Source organism: Enterococcus haemoperoxidus ATCC BAA-382 (assembly GCF_000407165.1).
Lineage (GTDB): Bacteria > Bacillota > Bacilli > Lactobacillales > Enterococcaceae > Enterococcus_L > Enterococcus_L haemoperoxidus.
On record NZ_KE136479.1, the window covers coordinates 1756334 to 1775894 of the forward strand.

Annotated in this window: 22 protein-coding genes; 5 read left to right on the plus strand and 17 right to left on the minus strand. The window is 35.9% G+C overall.

The annotated features are described in order from the left end of the window. Positions 1 to 123: 123 nt before the first annotated feature. Positions 124 to 513, minus strand: a complete 390-nt coding sequence (locus tag I583_RS08120; protein ID WP_010760976.1) for an effector binding domain-containing protein — start codon at positions 511 to 513, stop codon at positions 124 to 126. Between the two features lie 99 nt (positions 514 to 612). After that, entirely contained in the window at positions 613 to 1311 is a 699-nt protein-coding gene (locus tag I583_RS08125; RefSeq protein WP_010760975.1) for a DUF554 domain-containing protein, read from the minus strand. Positions 1312 to 1535: 224 nt separating this feature from the next. Here I583_RS08125 and I583_RS08130 point away from each other — a divergent pair, with 224 nt between their 5' ends. The 3 genes from I583_RS08130 (at position 1536) to I583_RS08140 (ending at position 3333) form a co-directional block, all read left to right on the plus strand. After that, on the plus strand, positions 1536 to 2288 hold the full coding sequence (locus tag I583_RS08130) for a threonine/serine exporter family protein (protein ID WP_010760974.1): 753 nt from the start codon (positions 1536 to 1538) through the stop codon (positions 2286 to 2288). A gap of 52 nt (positions 2289 to 2340) precedes the next feature. After that, positions 2341 to 2817, plus strand: coding sequence for a threonine/serine exporter family protein (locus I583_RS08135; protein WP_010760973.1), 477 nt, complete (start codon positions 2341 to 2343; stop codon positions 2815 to 2817). 87 nt (positions 2818 to 2904) lie between these two features. Then, positions 2905 to 3333 (plus strand): GNAT family N-acetyltransferase, encoded by a 429-nt coding sequence (locus I583_RS08140; RefSeq protein ID WP_010760972.1) that lies wholly within the window; start codon positions 2905 to 2907, stop codon positions 3331 to 3333. Between the two features lie 41 nt (positions 3334 to 3374). Here I583_RS08140 and I583_RS08145 read toward each other — a convergent pair whose 3' ends face one another. The 7 genes from I583_RS08145 to yycF form a co-directional block, all read right to left on the minus strand. Then, positions 3375 to 4217, minus strand: coding sequence for a TIGR03943 family putative permease subunit (locus I583_RS08145; protein WP_010760971.1), 843 nt, complete (start codon positions 4215 to 4217; stop codon positions 3375 to 3377). A 15-nt stretch (positions 4218 to 4232) separates the two neighbouring features. Beyond that, positions 4233 to 5141: a permease gene (locus tag I583_RS08150; RefSeq protein ID WP_010760970.1), complete on the minus strand. Its 909-nt coding sequence runs from the start codon at positions 5139 to 5141 to the stop codon at positions 4233 to 4235. A gap of 207 nt (positions 5142 to 5348) precedes the next feature. Then, positions 5349 to 6155, minus strand: coding sequence for an MBL fold metallo-hydrolase (locus I583_RS08155; RefSeq protein WP_010760969.1), 807 nt, complete (start codon positions 6153 to 6155; stop codon positions 5349 to 5351). 53 nt (positions 6156 to 6208) lie between these two features. Further along, positions 6209 to 7090 carry a two-component system regulatory protein YycI gene (locus I583_RS08160; RefSeq protein WP_010760968.1) on the minus strand — a complete coding sequence of 294 codons (882 nt, stop codon included), beginning with the start codon at positions 7088 to 7090 and terminating at the stop codon, positions 6209 to 6211. Continuing rightward, positions 7090 to 8397 carry a YycH family regulatory protein gene (locus tag I583_RS08165; protein ID WP_010760967.1) on the minus strand — a complete coding sequence of 436 codons (1308 nt, stop codon included), beginning with the start codon at positions 8395 to 8397 and terminating at the stop codon, positions 7090 to 7092. The genes I583_RS08160 and I583_RS08165 overlap by 1 nt, the downstream gene beginning before the upstream one ends. Next, a complete protein-coding gene (gene walK, locus I583_RS08170; RefSeq protein ID WP_010760966.1) occupies positions 8394 to 10223 on the minus strand; it encodes a cell wall metabolism sensor histidine kinase WalK in 1830 nt (609 codons plus the stop codon). The genes I583_RS08165 and walK overlap by 4 nt, the downstream gene beginning before the upstream one ends. A gap of 6 nt (positions 10224 to 10229) precedes the next feature. Beyond that, entirely contained in the window at positions 10230 to 10934 is a 705-nt protein-coding gene (yycF, locus tag I583_RS08175; protein WP_010760965.1) for a response regulator YycF, read from the minus strand. A gap of 186 nt (positions 10935 to 11120) precedes the next feature. Here yycF and I583_RS08180 point away from each other — a divergent pair, with 186 nt between their 5' ends. Next, positions 11121 to 12080: a S66 family peptidase gene (locus I583_RS08180; protein ID WP_010760964.1), complete on the plus strand. Its 960-nt coding sequence runs from the start codon at positions 11121 to 11123 to the stop codon at positions 12078 to 12080. A gap of 147 nt (positions 12081 to 12227) precedes the next feature. On the opposite strand, the gene I583_RS08185 is transcribed toward I583_RS08180, so the two are convergent. The 8 genes from I583_RS08185 to I583_RS08220 all read right to left on the minus strand — a co-directional run bounded on the left by I583_RS08185 (position 12228) and on the right by I583_RS08220 (position 18908). Continuing rightward, positions 12228 to 12893: an MIP/aquaporin family protein gene (locus I583_RS08185; RefSeq protein WP_010760963.1), complete on the minus strand. Its 666-nt coding sequence runs from the start codon at positions 12891 to 12893 to the stop codon at positions 12228 to 12230. 195 nt (positions 12894 to 13088) lie between these two features. Next, positions 13089 to 13946, minus strand: coding sequence for a DegV family protein (locus I583_RS08190; protein WP_010760962.1), 858 nt, complete (start codon positions 13944 to 13946; stop codon positions 13089 to 13091). After that, positions 13939 to 14508, minus strand: a complete 570-nt coding sequence (locus I583_RS08195; RefSeq protein ID WP_010760961.1) for a DUF1836 domain-containing protein — start codon at positions 14506 to 14508, stop codon at positions 13939 to 13941. Before I583_RS08195 ends, I583_RS08190 begins: the two co-directional genes overlap by 8 nt. 146 nt (positions 14509 to 14654) lie before the next feature. Next, positions 14655 to 15281: a MarR family winged helix-turn-helix transcriptional regulator gene (locus tag I583_RS08200; protein ID WP_010760960.1), complete on the minus strand. Its 627-nt coding sequence runs from the start codon at positions 15279 to 15281 to the stop codon at positions 14655 to 14657. Between the two features lie 133 nt (positions 15282 to 15414). Beyond that, positions 15415 to 16056, minus strand: a complete 642-nt coding sequence (locus I583_RS08205) for a TIGR01906 family membrane protein (RefSeq protein WP_034682841.1) — start codon at positions 16054 to 16056, stop codon at positions 15415 to 15417. Position 16057: 1 nt separating this feature from the next. Next, positions 16058 to 16828 carry a TIGR01457 family HAD-type hydrolase gene (locus I583_RS08210; RefSeq protein ID WP_010760958.1) on the minus strand — a complete coding sequence of 257 codons (771 nt, stop codon included), beginning with the start codon at positions 16826 to 16828 and terminating at the stop codon, positions 16058 to 16060. Positions 16829 to 16834: 6 nt separating this feature from the next. After that, positions 16835 to 17494: a YutD family protein gene (locus I583_RS08215; protein WP_010760957.1), complete on the minus strand. Its 660-nt coding sequence runs from the start codon at positions 17492 to 17494 to the stop codon at positions 16835 to 16837. Positions 17495 to 17528: 34 nt separating this feature from the next. Then, a complete protein-coding gene (locus I583_RS08220) occupies positions 17529 to 18908 on the minus strand; it encodes a bifunctional metallophosphatase/5'-nucleotidase (protein ID WP_010760956.1) in 1380 nt (459 codons plus the stop codon). 92 nt (positions 18909 to 19000) lie between these two features. On the opposite strand from I583_RS08220, the gene I583_RS08225 reads away from it, so the two are divergent. Further along, on the plus strand, positions 19001 to 19468 hold the full coding sequence (locus I583_RS08225) for a methylated-DNA--[protein]-cysteine S-methyltransferase (RefSeq protein ID WP_010760955.1): 468 nt from the start codon (positions 19001 to 19003) through the stop codon (positions 19466 to 19468). The last annotated feature ends 93 nt before the right edge of the window (positions 19469 to 19561 follow it).

Here is a 19561-nt window from a genome sequence, read left to right on the forward strand (position 1 = left end):
TAAATATACAAAAAACACAACCGGTATCCAGCCTGTTTTGACTAAAAAAATAAGCCTGTAGAAAAGCTTGATTAGCTTTTCTACAGGTCTAAAATAACGTTTGCGCCAACTATTTTTTCCTATCTAAACAGAAAGGTAAATTACGATCGTCCCATCTGCTTTGTAATGTTCTACATCTGATAAATAGGTACGTCTTTTTTCCAATGCTTCGTCTTTCCAAATTTTCTGCCAAGCTTCTCCCACGCCTTTAGGGCTTGCCTCTGCTACTGAAACCTCTACATACTCACCGGTATGAATGACTGAACTTTCAGTAAAATCAGCTTGTTCGCTCCCTACCAACAAATCATAATCTCCTTGATAATTGCTTTCATAGTTCGAATAGACAGCGAAAAACTCTCCATCTAAATGCATTTCTGGGACTTTGTTCCATAAAGCGATAATTTCATCTAAACGATGATTATTCGTGCGAATTTTCTTACCTTTTATTATTTTTTCCGTTAATTGAATGGTCATTTAATTCACTCCTTCAACATTTATAAGATGAGTTTAACATACAAATGATGACAACTGTCTGTCACTATTTCATTCAATTTTCTGGAGTATTTTTATTGATTACAAATAAAATTGTACCGTAACGATTCCAATCAAAATAAGAATGCCTGGCAAATAATTCGACACTCTGATTTTAGTGATGTCCATAATATTCAAGCCGATTGCAAAAATCATCAAACCACCGATTGCACTGATTTCCCCCATTAATAAATCCAGTAACTCTTTAGGTATATAGCGCATTAAGACACTAGCAAACAAAGCAATAATTCCTTGATAAAGAAAAACAGGCACTGCAGAAAAAAGAACGCCAACACCCAATGTAGCTGTCAACATGATCGACATAAAGCCGTCCATTACAGCTTTTGTAAATAACGTTTGATGATTATTCGCCACACCACTTTCGATTGCGCCAATGATTCCCATTGATCCAATAAGAAAAATCAACGATGCAGTCACAAATCCATCAGCAAAGTTGCTGTCTGGTTTTGCATAACGCTTTTCTAACTTTAAACCAAACTCATTCATCTTATCTTCAATCCCTATCGCTTCTCCTAACATTGCGCCTAAACATAAACTGATCAGAATTACAATAAAAGAGGATGTTTTAAAAGCCATTTGAATCCCTAATACTAAAACCCCTAATCCAATACCTTTTGTTACGGTATCTTTCATTTGTTCGGAAATATTTCGTAAAACAGCACCAAGTAAACTACCCAAAATAATGGCTAAGCCATTCACCAAAGAACCCAATAAAATCATCTTTTTCATCCCAATCATTCTGTACTTTTTCTTATTATACGATAAGAAGTGTCAAAGAGATATTCTAATGTCTAAATATTCTTGTAATTGACGCAAATGTCTATAGATTGTGCAGACTGCTTGATAGTTATTTTTCTTTTTATTGTTCCGTGCTATTTTTTCTTGCCATAATCAACTATACTAATCATAGATAAGATGACAGAACTTAAAAGTGAGGAAACGAAATGGCAACGATAGATATCGAAAAAGTCTTAGAGACTTGTTTACTAGCTGGGAAAATCATGCTGGAAAGTGATGCGGAAATGTATCGAGTAGAAGATACCATGAGCCGAATTGCTTTAGCTTCAGGAGATTATCGTTTGGTCAGCTATGTCACACAAACTGGGCTTTTCGTGGGACTTGATGGCACATCAACGATTCGGATGGTTCAAATCTTAAATCGTTCGATCAATTTAGAAAAAGTGTCCAGAATCAATCAGCTTTCCAGAGAATATGTGACTGGACTTTATACATTAGATGAACTTCTAGAACAACTAAAAACGTTAGAACAAGAACGAAAATTCTTTCCTCTATGGCTGCGGTTTATCAGTGCTGCCGTTGTCAGCGGAACGATTATGATTTTATTTGGCGGTGTTTGGTCCGATTTACTTTTAACTTGTTTAATCGGAGGACTCGGTTATATTCTTTATTATGCCAGTTTAAAAGTTTTACGTATCAAGTTTCTTTCTGAATTTTTAGCGGCCTTCTTTATTGGTTGCGCTGCTCTTTTGAGTAGTAAGATAGGATTAGGTGTTAATCAGGATATGATCATTATTGGTTGTGTGATGCCGCTTGTCCCAGGTGTTCAGATCACAAATGCCTTACGCGACTTATTAGCAGGACATTATCTTTCAGGCGTTTCTAGAGGAACTGAAGCAATGATGACTTCTTCCATGATCGGTTTTGCCATTGCATTTGTTTTTCAATTGTTCTATTAAAAAGGACATTCATCGGGTTAAGTAATTCAGTTTAAAATTCGGAGGTTTTCAAATGACCAATTTACTAATTCAGTTTTCTTTTAGTTTTTTAGCATCAGCAGCTTATGCTATCATTACAAATGTACCTAGACGTTCATTGATTGCTTGTGGACTATCCGGAGCGTCCGGCTGGATGTTCTATTGGTTTGCCGTTCAATTAGGCGCTAATGCTGCCTTAGGTTCCTTGCTTGGAGCCTTAAGTGTAGCTGCTGTTAGTTTTATCTGTTCAAGAAAGTTAAAGCTACCTGTCACTATTTTTAACATTCCAGGCATGGTGCCTTTAGTTCCAGGAGGACTAGCTTATCAAGCCGTTCGAAACTTAGTGATTGGAAACTATGAAACAGCCGTTTATTCAGCGGTACAAGCAATTATGATAGCAGGTGCTATTGCGTTAGGTTTAGTTTTATCCGAAGTTTTGAATCACAATATCAGGAACTTTAGAGAAAAACGTGATATTGTGAGTTTGATTAGAAAAAAAGAAGAGAAATAAATCCACTAGTTAAATAAGAAATACCGAGATGAGTTAATGAGTGCAGTCAATGTTCTTTCATATTCAAAATAAGAAAGGAACAAAAGAATGATAAATAAAATCAGCCACTTAACACCAATTGAATTAGAAGAAATAGTTAAAATCTGGTTCAAAGCTAATTGTGAGGCACATCCGTTTATTCCAGAAAGTTACTGGAACCAAAATCTAGATTTTGTAAGAGCACAGTTGCCTAAATCTGAACTTTATGTGTATCGCGAAAATAACCAAATAATCGGTTTTATGGGGATGAATGACTCTTATATTGCCGGAATTTTTATCACGAGCAGTCATCGTAAACAAGGAATTGGTCAACAATTTTTGAATACAGCAAAACAAGCCCATGATACATTAAGCCTTTCTGTCTATGCAAAAAATCAAATTGCCGTAAATTTTTATAAAAAACAAGGATTTCAACTACTCAATGAACAAATAGATGCTACTGGTGAACTCGAGTTTAAACTTATCTGGAAAAAATAAGTAAAAAAGTACCAGCCAATTTCTGGCTGGTACTTTTTTACTTAAAATGAACGATAAACATACTGATTTTTCGGTTCATCTACTTGTTTTACTTTTGTAACCTCTATAGTTGGAATTTCTCGTTTAAACGGAGCATAATATTCAGAATGAATCGTTCCTGTCAACTCTACCCAGTCATTATTATTAAATGTCTGATTTTCAGGCATATTCGTCAACAATCCGAATACTCCAGAATCTGCTACGCAATGAATAATACCAAATCGGAAAACAAAGGTATCTAGCTGTTCTTTTTGTTTAGAATTAAAGACAAATCCTTTATAAGAAATCGTCTTACCGATAAATTCACTTGGGTAATTGTAAATCAATTCCATCACTTCTAAATAATTTTCATCGGTGATAGTTACGTGATTATCTTTGACATATTTCGTTAACGCTTGTTTCATTTGTTCATTATAGTCTGTTTTATCAAAATAAATACTAGTATCAGGTTTTAAAAATTGTGTCTCTACATCTGGATCTCCAACAGATTCTTTACTCAAAGGAAAATTAAACCCTTTCGCTTCAACAATCGAAGTGTCCAAACTAATTGTAGGAAACATAAATCCTACGATCAATGGTAAAGATAATAAAAGATACGCAATTCCACGTTGATACGGTTTATTCAATCCATGATCATGACCTGCATGATTATGATGATCTTCTGTCTTCTTATCCTCTTCTTTATTCCAAAGAATCAATTGAACGATTGCTAAAACAAAAGAAAGCGCCATTGATAAGATCGCTAAATAGCTATAATGGACATTAATATATTGATTTAATCTACCTGATACCTGCAAATACATCATTAATATTGTATACCCAATTAAAATCAAAAATCGAATCATCTGCTCTTTCCCTCCTTAGATTGCTAATGCGTACAGACTGACAACGACCGTAACAATTCCTACAAATTTCAACATAAACGACGTTTTAAAATAGCGTTTCATCATCAATAAATTTTTAATGTCTACCATTGGTCCAAAAACGAGAAACCCGACTATAGGTCCGCTACCAAATAGACTTAATAATGACGAACCGATAAATGCATCTGCTTCAGAACACAAAGACAATGTCGCTGCTAAAACAAGCATGACTAAAATAGCTAGAATCTTAGTATGACCTAGTTGTAATATAGCGCCTGTTGGTAAATAAGTCTGCATTGCAGCAGCTAATAAAGAACCAAAAATCAAATAACGACCTGAATCAAAAAATTCATCGATCCCGTGCGTCAAAACAGACCAACATTTATGCCAAGATGCTTCATTTTCGTGATGCTGATGTCTATGTTCTTCTAAGGTACATACATGATCAAGTTCCGCTTGCTGTAAAATAGGTTCAGAATTAAAATAAGCCAGCCAAACACCAACGACTAATGCAACAAGCATACTTCCTACAACACGCCAGATAACAAATTTAATAGAATTGCTAAAAGCAATGTACGTAGAAAAAAGAACAATTGGATTAATGATTGGGGCTGTGATCATAAATGCAAATGCTGTGTATGTGGGCACATCCTTTTTAACAAATTGATGAACAATCGGTACGATGCCACATTCACAAGATGGGAAAAAGAACCCTAATAAACTGCCAACGATAATTGACAAAAATTTATTTTTCGGCAGTATTTTTTTTACTCTTTCTGGTGTTAAAAATACATGTAATGCTCCTGATATCACGCAACCAAGCATAACAAAAGGTAATGCTTCAATCACGATTGACAGAAAAATAGTGCCCATTTGTAAAACTGAATGAGGTAAAAACTGAAACATGGAATTCCTCCTACTGCTAAAAATAACACCAGTAATCATATGTTTTACGGATGCTTTTTTTAACATTCCAAAATATAATTAACTATACTGCACCTATTACAAAAAAACAAGACAAGCCAGCATATATTAAAATATCTATAATATATTCGTTGAATAACAAAAAGAGTAAGCCAAAACTTGAAACATCGTTGGCTTACTCTTAAATTATCAAATCGCAAATAGTTCTGATGCCGATTCCGGATCTGTATCGTAGACATTAAAATCAAAATTAACGCCCAATCCCTTTTCAGCTAAAATCGACTCCATCGCCATTCTGGCATGCTCTTTGGTATTATTTTCCTTGCTCAAATGGCCTAAATATATCCGTTTCGTATGATCTCCGATTACATCAGCCATTGCCAAAGCACCGTCATCATTAGATAAATGACCTTTATCTCCTAGAATTCGTTGTTTTAAACTCCAGGGGTATGGACCCATCCGCAAAATTTCTAATTCATGATTACTTTCAATCAGGTACGCATCAGCATCTTTGATCGTCCCACGAATATGGTCACTACAGTAACCTGTATCTGTCAACATCACAAAGGAACGATTGTCTTTATAAAAACGATAAAACTGTGGCGCAGCGGCATCATGAGATACACCAAAACTCTCAATATCCATATCACCAAAGGTCAAGAACTTCCCCATATCAAAGATATGTTTTTGTTCAAGTGCCACATTTCCGATCAACGGATCCATTGCTGCCCACGTTTTTTCATTCGCATAAACATCTAATTTATATTTTCTAGCTAGAACGCCAACCCCATGAATATGATCGCGATGCTCATGTGTCACTAAGATAGCATCCAAATCCTCTGGTTTACGGTCCACTTCCGCTAGTAATGATGTGATTTTTTTTCCACTTAATCCTGCATCAATAAGCAACTTTTTGTTCTCAGTCTCAATAAAAAGCGAATTACCAGTGCTGCCGCTTGCAAGAATGCTGATGTTAAAAGCTTTTTCTTGGCTCATTTTTCTATTCGCTTCCCTTCATTAGTCTACAGCTACTTATTATACAACCATCTCTACTGATTTTCCACCTTTGGTACAGTATTATTTGTGATGATTGTATTGCTCATGGCATTCACTTGCTCAATTTGCAAATTACTACCACTAGACTTGACACCGACAAACCACACAGGAACATACACATTTTTCTCACGAATTTTATAAATCCTTGTATATGCTAACTCTCTAAATGAAATCTTAGCATTACTCGGAATTTTGTTATTGATATACAACGTTTCAATAGCATCACGTTCAGAAGACAAATCCATCTTATCTCGTAATTCTTCCATGGCTTGAATATGAGTTTGTGTATACTTGTAGATTTTGTGTAAACCATCTGTTTCATCTGATTTTTCCAATTTCAGAGAAATTTGTGCGGTATCATCTTTAAAAGGGATTCCTTTATAGCTTTGAGATACAATTATTTCCGGAAATTCTCCATTTAAAGTAGAAAAGTCAGGTAAATAACGGTATTGACTACCGAATAAGACACTGTCTTTATCATTCAAAAAAGCTTCTAAGGACTTCCCAATATTCTTTTCATCAACAAAATAGCTCATTTGAGTATAATTCATCTGAGGGTAAACCGTTAGTGAATTATCGATCATTTCAATGCCATTCTTAAAAAAATTACGGTCTCTATTTTCCCGCTCACTTTGAATTGCTTCATAAAAGTTCGTTTGTTCACCGCTTAAATAATAGCCCTCTTTTTTTTCTCCAGAAAGAGTACCTTTAAAGGTGATTCCATCTTTGTCTAAACGTTTTTCAATACTGTCTGTTTGATCAGAAAAAGAAACACTGCTCTCTTCTTTTATCCCTTTTTGATAAATGCCGAAAAGAAACATATTCAAGCCCAAAAAGGCTAGGAAAAAAATCCACTCAATTCGTTTGAAGTCCATTATTCCACCTCCAAATTGGCCAGTTTTTCCAATAATTCGCGCTCTGGATACCATTTGTTATCATAGCGGATGTACCACTCTGGAGTCAGATCAACAACTTGTGTTATTTCTTCGATTTTATGCCAAGTATAGCCAATTACCATTGAATTGATTTTTTCTGAGTTAGCACCATTTGCAATCAATTGCTCCAGTAAACTTTCAGTACTCTTCAAGACAACTTCTTCCTCTGATGGAATCGGTACTTGGATCGTATCAACACTGGTCTCAATTACTACTGTTGATTTTTCAGCTTTATCATTACCGATCGTGATCCGAACTTGACCTTTATCATTTTCACTAAAGACGGGGAATCCTTCTACAAATGTTCGATAATTGATTTCAGCATCCGTCCGGTCAAAGTAACGGATATTCCCCATATTCGTTCCTAATTTTTTTATATATTTGAAACTATCTGAGTAGATATTGTCTTTTGCTGTTCTAGACACTAATTCTCCATTAAAGTGGATCGTTCCCAATTTTTCATCAGCTGTTAATCGTTCACTCCCACTTGTATAGGACAAGTCTTTGCTATCTTCGTTTGTTTGAATATCTTCAACATTAGCGAAAAAAGCATTACGGAATTTTGTTACAGGCTGAGATGCTAAAATGTAGCTATATTTTTTCATTTTAAGATCTTCTGATAAATAATAATGCTTCCCAGCAACAGCTTGTTGCTCTGAAATTTGGCTATATTGTATACCAACTTTGTTCATTAAGGTTAATACTTTTTCAGTATCGATTGTAATTGATGCTTCATAGACATCTTTACGGTTAAAATCCAAAAAACGAATCTTATTATGAGTTAAATCCACTTGAATACACGTAAAGTAACTATCATCGATGCTGATATCCGCTGATTTCAACCCTAAATTATAAACAGAAATATATTCACTTAACAAAAATGGCCCTTCGTATAGTAGTTCAAATCCTTGTTCCATTGACAAGTTTTTTTCAAACTGTTCTGAATCTCCTACCACGGTTTGCATCAAGTTCCCAAAAGAACTATGCTTTATTTCATTTTGAATATTTGTGATCAGATTCTCACTCGTATTCATTTCCGACTTTCCATCCTGCATACGAATTAAACGTAACGGTAAAAATACATCCGTATCCACTCGTTCATTTACAACTGCTGTCGTAAGTTGAGAGTCATTTTTGATAGGCTGTTCTTTTTTTGAGGAACTAAGCCAAATGCTAACTGAAAAATACAAACTGAGTAGTACTAAGAAAATCAAGCCGAATCTTACGATTTTTTCTGTTATTTTCATTCCCACCAGTCCTCCTCATATGGTTCATAAGGCAGGGAGATATAAAAAGTAGAACCTTGACCTTCCTGACTTTCCACCCAAATCGCGCCATTGTGTGCTTTCACTACTTCTCTTGAAATAGCAAGCCCCAGACCCGTCCCACCTTGTTCTCTAGCACGTGCTTTGTCAACACGATAGAAACGCTCGAAGACCTTGTTAACATCTTTTTTAGGGATACCCAATCCTTGATCGGTTACACTGAAAACAACATTATTATGGGTTTCAAGTAGACGGCACGTAATTTCTCCGCCATCTGGTGAGTATTTGATTGCATTATTCAAAATATTATCTAACACTTGCATCACTTTATCCGTATCTAATTCCACCCACAAATCACGTTTTGTGAATTCGCGATGAATCGTATACTTTTTATCATTTGATTCAACCATCATATCAAACCGATCTAAAACAAAATTGATCAATTCATTGAAATTGACATATTCCAACTGTAATTCACCATTGCCGGAATCCATTCTTGAAAGATTTAATAAATCATTGATCATACGAATCATTCGATCCGTTTCTTCCAGTGTTACTTTCAAAAAGTTAGGCGCAATTTCAGGATTTTCCCATGCCCCTTCACTTAAAGCTTCAATATAACTACGCATACTCGTTAATGGCGTACGTAGCTCATGAGAGACATTCGAAACAAATTCTCGACGTTCACGTTCATTTTTCTCTTGTTCTGTTACATCATGTAATACACAGACAAGTCCCGTAATAAATCCAGATTCTCGACGGATCATTGCAAAATCAACACGAATAATCATTTGATCTTCTTCCATTGACGATGCGGAACGATCAATTAAAATCTCTTCTGGCTCTTCTAACAATTTTCGCAATGTATAATCTGTTTCAATGTCTAATAGTTCCAGTAAAGAAGAACCAATTACGTCTTCGTCTTTCACATTCAATAAAGACAGGGCCATTTCATTGATTGTAATAACTTTGCCTCGTCGATCTGTTGCAATAACCCCATCTGTCATGTGGGCCAGTACACTATCTAAACGATTACGCTCAGCTTCCATCGTTTCTTGTGCTTCTTCGATCCGTTCAGAAAGCTGATTGAACGTTTCTGCCAATTGCCCTAATTCATCTTTATCATAAACTTTAACTTTGCCAGTGTAATCGCCTTTAGCAATTCGTAAAGCTTGTTCTCGCATTTCTCCAATTGGTTGAGTAATCGATCTTGCAATCAAAATTGTAACGATGATCGAGATCGCACCTGCTATTATTGAGGCAGTAAAAAAGATCCGAGCCGTATCAGTGATCTCCTGATATTTGTTTTCCGTATTACTTTTAACGTAAAGAACCCCGATGACTGTGTCGCCAGTCGGGGATTGGATAGGCTGAACATTAATGTATACACGTTTATCATTATCAATGGCTGAATATTTTTTGGCACTGAAGTCATTCAAGTCTCGATAATCATTTTTCTTGCCAACAATTCCTTGTCGATTTAAATCGCTGGTTGCCCTTACGATTCCTTTATCATCTACCACACGGGCTTCAATCGTCTCAGAAGCTGAAAAATCACTTAATGTTTTTTTCAAATTGGCATCGATTTCTGTTCGATCACGATCTTTTTCGCCGAGCTTGGGACTAAGAGTGCTGGCTAATTGGTTTACCTGCCGATCAACATTTTGTTTATAATCGTTAATTGTTGTCGATTCCAGTTCACGGATGAAATATCCGCCGATAATTTGGATCGCAATCAATAATAACAAAATAAATGATAATGCAATCTTAAAATTTACCGATTGAAAAAAGTGAACTTTTTTCTTCATAAATCACTACTCCTGTTCAGGGTTTCGAAGATAATAACCAACACCACGACGTGTGACTAAATAAGTCGGATGACTTGGACTGTCTTCGATCTTCTCTCTTAAACGGCGCACGGTCACATCCACTGTTCGAACATCACCAAAATAATCATAACCCCAAACAGTTTGAAGTAAATGTTCACGAGTCATTACTTGACCGATATGTTTAGCTAAATAATAAAGCAATTCAAACTCACGATGAGTCAGCTCAATTTTTCCTCCACGTTTTGATACCATATAGGCATCTGGATGGATCGTTAAATCTCCGATCGTAAGTTCCGATTGAGTAGTTGATTCTGCTTCTTTTGCACTTGTTGCACCACGACGTAAATTTGCTTTGACACGGGCCACAAGTTCTCGGTTAGAGAATGGTTTTGTCACATAATCATCTGCTCCTAATTCTAATCCTAAAACCTTATCGATCTCTGAATCTTTAGCAGTTACCATAATGATTGGCATATCATAAGTTTTACGAACTTCTCTGGCAACTTCCAGACCATCCATTTTTGGCAACATCAAATCTAAGATAATTAAATCTGGCTCTACTTCTTTGACTTTTTCAACAGCTTCTTCACCATCATAGGCAGTGAATACTTCATATCCTTCTTTAGTAAGATTGTATTTCACAATCTCTGAAATCGGCTTTTCATCATCTACAACTAATATTTTTTTCATATAAGAGGCACCTCTTTTTTCTTTTGTCTTTTCGTAATCTAAACATATTCTCCCTCATTATACCTTATTTTGTCCACTGTTTCATCTTTGACAAAAGAGTCCTTACTCTTTCTTATCTATATCTTGCAAAAACAAAGGTTTTCTGGCTATAATTAAGAATAAGTTTTTTAAAAGGAAGCGATAAAAATGAAAGCACCACGATTACAAGCAGGTGATGAAATCCGAGTCATCGCGCCATCTACTAGTTTTGCACGTTTGAGTGATTTGGGGATTACGTCCGCTGAGAAAAAATTGACGGATTTAGGATTCAAAGTTACTTTTGCTGAACACACAAATGAACAAGATGTTCTTGGCTCTTCTTCAATCATGAGTCGTGTCAAAGATTTACATGCCGCTTTTTCAGATGACAATGTCAAAGGAATTTTAACAGCGATCGGTGGGTTCAATAGTAATGAATTATTGCCTTATCTTGATTTTGAACTAATCAAACGTCACCCAAAAGTTTTTTGCGGTTATAGTGATATCACCGCATTGTGTAATGCGATCACAGCTAAAACGAAGTTATTGACGTATGTTGGCCCGCATTTTTCTAGTTTTCAAATGGATGAACTGCAAGATTATCAAACTGAAACCTTTTTGCACGCAACGACTGATGAGAAAGCGTTTGACGTATCTGCCTCTGAATCATGGAGCCAAGACGAATGGTATTTACCTGATCCCAAAAGGACATTATTTGCCAATGATTGGAAAGTTTACAGCCATTCTGAACCTGTGACGGGTACTTGTTACGGTGGTAATTTAGGTACTTTCCAATTGCTTTTTGGTACTCGTTTTTTACCAGATCTCGAACGATCGATTTTATTTGTTGAAAATGCTGAAGAAAATGATTACCATGATTTTGCTCGTGGACTAGCTGCCTTACTTCAAGTAGTAAAGCACCCACAAGCCTTGCTGATTGGGCGTTTTCCTAAAGAAACAGACATGACAGAAGAACGGCTTTTAGCGATTTTATCAAAGTATCCTTTATTACGAGAGATTCCTGTGATTTATGATATGAATTTTGGTCACACGCAACCTATTTTTACGATTCCAATCGGTGATCAAGCAACAGTTGATACAACAAACAAGAAAATCACCTTTTTCTAAATAAAAACCCTTTAATGCTTGCTTCGCTCAACAGCCGAACAAACATTAGAGGGTTTATTTTTTTAGATTTTTCTTCTTTTATATTCAGTTAGCATTTGTATATAAAAAAGGGCTTGATAGAATGATTCTACCAAGCACCTTTCATTTTTACTCTTCAGTATCAAGTAAGTATTTGCTAACTAAAGCAGCAAGTACACCACCGATAAGCGGCGCTACAATAAATACCCAAACTTGAGATAATGCTTCTCCTCCAGCAAAAATTGCTGGACCTAAGCTTCTCGCTGGGTTGACAGATGTACCAGTTAGCGGAATTCCCACTAGGTGAATCATTGTTAATGTCAAACCAATCACGATTCCGGCCAATTTCGCATTGCCTTTTTTAGCACTTGTGACAGTCATGATAACCAAAACAAAAATAAATGTTAAAATAATTTCCACGGTTAAAGCACCAACTGCACTAAAGTCACCAAAACCATTTTGACCTAAGTTTGTTGTTTCTCTTCCAGATGCATTCAAAATTGATAATAATGCAAAAGAAGCAATCAAACCACCAATGATTTGACCAACGATATAATAAACCAAATCCATAGTTGAGATTCGTTTATTGACCCACATACCCAATGAAACTGCTGGATTTAAATGAGCACCAGAGATCGTACCAATGCTGTAAGCTGCTGCAATGATCGTCAAACCAAAAGCCAAAGCGATTCCTGTTGTACCAATTCCTTCAATCCCGCCTCCTAAAACAGCGGTTGCTGTACCAAAGAAAACTAGGATAAATGTTCCTAGACATTCTGCAATTGCTTTTTTCATAGATTTCCCTCCTTTCACTTTATTCTTAAACAGATTACCACAATCATGAAAATTTTCGTGATTGTTTCAACTAAAATTGAGAGAAAGTTCAATGAGTAATATCTCAATATAATTGATATCTCTAATCATAAGAGGTAAATAAAAAAAATACCAACAAAAAGCATCTAATAAACGCTCCTTTGTTGGTATTTAAATTTAGTCTAAAAGTTGGATTCCGATCCCTAAAAGTCCTGGTCCTGTATGAACAACTAACGCTGGGCTGATCGTTCCAAAATAAATTTTCTCAGCTTGAGGAAACTGTTCATTCAATTTTTCATAAAAACGTTCTGCTTCTTCTACCGCTTGCCCTTGGGCAACCGCTAAAACGAATTTCTTATGATCACCAACAAACGCTTTTACTAATTCAAACGTTTTATCTAAGCTCTTCTTTCTACCGCGCGCTTTAGCTACAGTATGATAAACACCTTCGCCGTTACAAGAAATGATTGGATTTAGTTTTAGTGCATTTCCTAAAATTGAAGCAACCAATCCAATTCGGCCACCTTTTTGCAAATATTCTAGCGTTGCAACATTGAAAAAGACTTTCGCTTTAGCTACATTGTTCGTTAATTTCGTTTTGATTTCATCCCACGGAAGGTCTGCTTCAATCAACTTAGCTGCTTCAATCGCTTGAAGGCCGCTTCCGATTCCGATATTTTTTGTATCTAAAACTAACGTTTCCAATCCTTCAAATTCTTCTGCAATCAAGCGAACCACATTGAATGTTCCACTCAATCCACTGGAAATCGTAACAGCTAAAACTTTTTCATACCCATCTGCTTTGATTTTTTCAAAAATTTTCGTGATTGTTTCACCATCTGGCAATGATGTACTTGGAATTTCCACAGATAAACGCTCATAAACTTCCTCTGGTGTGATATCTACTTTATCTGTGTAAATACGATCTTTATAAATAATTTGCAACGGAATCATATACATTCCATATTGTTCGACTAATTCCTTAGGCACATCTGTCCCTGAATCTACTAATAATGCAATTTTTTCTTTATTCATCCGCTTGTTCTCCATCTTCTTCTAAGTTTTTTTGTGCTAATTCAATGACCTTTTCAGTAAATAATTTGGTCGCAAAAGATAACGTTGCACCTTTTACAATTAAAAATTCTACAGGTATTGGTTGATCGAATGCTGCGACTGGTTCATTCCCTAACGCTTGAGCAACAACCACTGCTAAGGCTGCTTCTTGCTCATCGCAAAAAAGATTATAGGCTTCACGAATCCCAACTGCTGCACCTTGATAAACAATACCTTGTTTGATTTCTGGTATAGTTAAAACTTGCTTTAAAAGGGTAATAGCTATTAAGAAAGCTAAATGCTTTTGATTGTAACGTTTTTTATTCGGTGCTGGAATCAGTCCTAATTTCACATAATTATTGACCATCGATGAAGTTAGCAAGGTATGCTTTTTCTTTAAAATAACAGGTGACAAGTATCGTTCAACAAGTGTGATTACTTGATCCATATATAACTCTAATTCGGGTAATTCGTGCCATCTCGGCAAGTGGACATCCACCAATTCTTTTCCCCAAACTTCTAAAGAGGATTTTATTTCATTCACAAGATCCCTCCTTCTATTTACTAAAACATTTTAACATTCTTTTGAAAAACATTCAATCTAGTTTTTAAAACTAGATAAATACTAGAAATAAAAAACAAGCTTTCCTGTTTAAGAAAGCTTGTTTTGACGTATCTAATCACCATTTATTAAAAATCATTAAAACCATCGTCGTCTTCAGTATTGCGTTTGAACGGATCAAATCCAAATTTACCTCTGTGTGGAAAATCAGGTGAACCAAACATATTGCGAGGATCAAAAGATGCATCCATTTTACCAGGACCACCACCAAATCCATGGCCTCCATGTCTACCACGTCTATGGTGACCTCTAAAATCACGCTCTTCTTCTGGAATTTCTGCTTCCAAAGCTTCGAGTAATTTATTCATAATACCTTTAAATGATTCTTGTTCTGATTCAGACAATACATCAAAAATTGTTTCTTCTTCTTGCTTACTATTATCTGCTGCTACCATTCCTGCTTCTGTTAAGCGAATCACCATCACACGTCGGTCGCTTTCTAAAGGTTCACGACTGATATAACCATTTTTCTCTAACTTACCTAATAGTTCTCCTAAAGATTGCGGACGCATATCCAGTAAGTAAGACAATTCTTTTTGAGTTGTTTCTGGTTTTATTTTTAACAAATTCAAGACTCGCCCCTGCCCTCTATGTGGATTGCCAAAAGGACCGTGCTCTCTGCGACGTTTCATAAAATACCTTTGCATCATTGCTTGTAAACTTAGAAACTGTTCCATCAATGTTTGCTCTTCCATGATCGATTCCCCCATAAGATAATATAATTCAGGTACCTGTCTTATATTATAAAGGTACCTTCTTAATATGTCAAATACTTACAAAAGAAGCCATCAGAAAGAACTCAACGAGTCTACTTCTGATGGCTTATAATTAGATTTTTTTTAGTTCGCGTTTTCCAGCAACAATTCCAATTAAAAAGAATAGTTCTAATAAAACAAAAAACAGAATAAAACTATGCATAAAAAATGCTTCAGGCAATACATTTATGATAGGGTCAGTAGCTGGATCAAATAACCAATCGTCATTATTAAAAAATACACCATGAAATGCTACAAAAAATTGGTCAAAACCAATTGCCATCAATACCCCAAAAAATACTGGAATAATAATACCCCATTGAAAAGGACGAATCAATCGCCACACTCGTTTTACCTTGACCAAGCGAAAAACAAAGAAAATACTTGGAATCACGGTTACAAGTAATACGCTATAACAGAGTAGAAAAAGTCGTTTTACTTCATAAAAATGGAATGCACCGCTTTTTGATGATGGAAAATCAGGTAATTGTAGCGTGTGAATGAATGGATTATTTAAATAGGCCATCAATTGATCAAAGTTTTTTAACAATGTTGGCTTGTCCATATCTACATAATCTAGAATCTTCAACGAATCAATATCAAAAACATATAATAGACGAAAATTAATGGTGATCGTAATGCTTAAAGAAATGATGGTCAAAATCAGACAAACGATTCCGGCACGTTCGCGCCAGATCCAACTTTTTTCTTTCATATCAAAAAGCCCATTCATCCAAAGAATCAACAATATACGTCGGTTGTTCTGGCAAATTCGGTACAGCTGATTTTGCTGTAAATCCAGATAAAACAAGTAAACTATCAATTCCATTTTGAAGACCAGACTGAATATCTGTTTCATAATTGTCGCCAACCATAATGACATCTTCTTTATTCATTTTCATGACTTTTAACGCTTCATTCATAATGACCGCATTCGGTTTACCAATCATGATCGGATCTGTTTGCGTTGCGGTTTGAACTAAAGAAATAAATGAACCTGCTCCTGGCAACAAGCCGCGTTCTGTCGGGATGCTCTTATCTGGGTTTGTCCCAATAAACGTTGCGCCATTGCGGATACACAAAGCAGCCGTTGCAAATTTTTCATAATTTATATCTGTGTCTAGTCCAACAACCACGTAATCCGGCTTTTCTTCATCCCACTCAAAACCTGCAGATAAAATCAAATCAACAAGTCCGGATTCTCCAATCACATAGACTCGGTTTCCTTTGCCTTGTTCTTTCATGTAATCGATTGTTGCAAGACTTGCTGTATAGACCGTTTTAGGCGATACGTGAATATCAAATTCCTGAGCTAGTCGATCAGAAACTGCCTCAGGCGTTTTTGTCGTATTATTGGTCACAAAAAGAAAAGGCAATTTCAATTCCTGCAGCTGTTCCACAAATCGCTTTCCTGCTGGAATAGCTTCTTTCCCTAAATAGATCGTACCGTCTAAATCAATTAAATATCCTTTATAATGCTTCTTCACAAATAATTACTCCTCACGTTGGCGAATTGTAAATGAACGGCCTTTATTAGCCGCATTCTCTTTCTTTCCAATAACTGCTTTTTTAGGTTCATTTTCTTTGCGATTTTTGATCACGGGCTTCATTTTATTCGTTACAGGCACACGTTTTTCTTCTGTATGGGCTTGATTTTGATGGACTGATTTTTTTGTTGGTTTCTTACGTCGAGTTTGTTGTTTTTCGCGTTTTCCGCCAACTCTCTCGATCACAAAATAAGCACAGCCAAAATTACAGTACTCATATAAATAATCTTCTAGTGTATCGATTCTTTGTTCAGGAGCGGCTTTACGGTTGGACTCATTAAAAAAGCCTTTCAAACGCAGTTGATCGTAGCCCCAGTCTCCCACAATGTAATCATATCTTGAAAGAACATCACTAAAACGTTCTCCTAATCGTTCTCCATCAAAAGCTTCCCGATGATTTTTTACTAAAAGATATTGACGGTCGCCGATCGTGACATGTACATCGTCAACAAGCGTTACGATTTCGCCTTTTTTCTTCTCTTTGACAGGTTCTTCTTTTATCTCTTCAAGGACAGCTGTGATTTCTTCTGTTAAAGTCGCTGCTGGTTCTTCTTTATGTTTAACTGGTTTCGTTGATTTGTATGGTTTTTTTACTTTTTCTGTCATTATCTCACCGCCTTGATTTTATTATACCTTGTTTTTATGGGATTGGGTAGTGCTCGTTCAAGTAGTTGCCTAAAACTGTTCGGATAAATTCTGGAAAGATAAATTCAACTTCTCCCACAAGCTCAATTGTCGGAAAAAAGGGAATGAACATGAAATGATCAACAGTTGTAAATGTATACTTATGTCCAAGATCAACGGGCTCATTTTGCCATAAGACTTGTTTTTTCTGTTTATCGTATCGGATCCCATCATAATATAATTCTCCAAATACTTTACCACGAAAGCCCATTCCTGTGATTGGGAACTTCCGTAAATAGTGCCGATTTTTTTCCATTTCTCTGACCATCCGAATCAGTTCAGCACCAGACAAAGTCACACGAATCAAATGCATTGGATGTGGCAAAGATTGATGAAGCTGATCTGCATCAACGATTCCTTTTGGAATGTCTGATAAAAATAAACCATTGTTTAAAATTGCAGCATCTGTCTGCCCTGTTTCTTCCAAAGCTTTTAAAGTCGTTACGATCAAAGGCTGTTCAGCATTTAAATTCACTAATAAAGGATGAGAAATTGCCGCGATTTTCTTAGCTTTCAATAACTGATGACCTAACGTCATATAGTTCTCTATTTCACTTTGGTCTTTGGATAAAATAGGTAGCTTTGCTGTCGGCACTGCTTTGGCTTCGCTATGGATAATTTTTCCATTCTCGATCGTTAGATGAACTTCTCCTATATAATAGCCAAACTTACCTGCAGCAGAAAGTTGTGTGCCGTTGATTTTTTCACCCTCTTTAAATAAATGATGTGTGTGGGAACCTAGCAAAACATCGATTTCTGGAAATTCATTTGCAATTTTAATATCTTCATCGATGCCTAAATGGCTCATTAGGACTAAAATATCGCACTGCGGTTGAACATCTCTGATTAATTGTGGTAGCATTTCTTTTGTTGGACGAATATCCCAACCATTTGGATTATAAGTCAAAGGAAAAGGTGCAGTTAAAGCAATCAAACCGATTTTCGTTTTTTCATTTGTTTCAATAATTTTATAAGGACTCGCCCAAACAGGTGCTTCTTTCGTTTCTAAGTCAAATAAATTTCCTAATAAAACATCAAAATTTCGGTGATCATATAAATGGTTTAACTGCTCTTTAGAATTTCCAATCCCTTCATTATTTCCAATCGTTGCTGCATCATAGCCAATCTCGTTCATCAGTTCAATATTCGCTTGACCATCTGTTGCTTCGGTCAAAGGGTGCCATCGATCAATAAAATCTCCTAAATCGACAGTTAAAACAGTTTTTCTAGATTTCATATATTTTTCTTTTTGACCTATCAAATATCTTCTGATCTTGGGCCAATTTTCTAAATGTGAATGCAAATCATTCGTGTGAAAGATGACGACTTCTTCCATTGTATTGCCCCCTGATTTCAGTATATAAAAATATAGTACCATACTTCTGGATAGAGTATAATAAAGTAACCACACTGATTAAGGAGAAAAAAATGAAAATAAATGTTCCTTTTGGCTCAATTTGGTTAGATGCTGATGATGAAGGTCTAAGCGCTGTTTCTTTTTTTGAACTGGCTAACCATAAAACGAACCCTTTTACTGAGCTTGCTGCTAAAGAACTCACCGAATATTTTGCTGGTCAACGTACGTATTTTACTGTTCCGTTATCGATTAACCGCGGTACTCAATTTCAAAGACAAGTCTGGAGGGCACTTTCTCAAATTCCTTTCGGTGAAACACGCAGTTATTTAGAGATCGCTCAAGCAGTCGATTCACCGAAAGCCGTTCGAGCAATCGGTCAGGCAAATAGTAAAAATCCATTTCCTATTATTGTTCCCTGTCATCGAGTGATAGGTAAAAATGGCAAATTAACAGGTTACCTAGGTAGTTCTGAGCATGATGGACTTAGCATCAAGAAGTTCTTGTTAAAGATTGAAAATGTACCCCTCGATAAGATATAAACTTTCTTAGAACAACAAAAAAAGGGAAAACAAAACATCGTTCGTTTTGCTTCCCTTATTTGTTGTCTTAAATCGAATGAACATTCACTACTA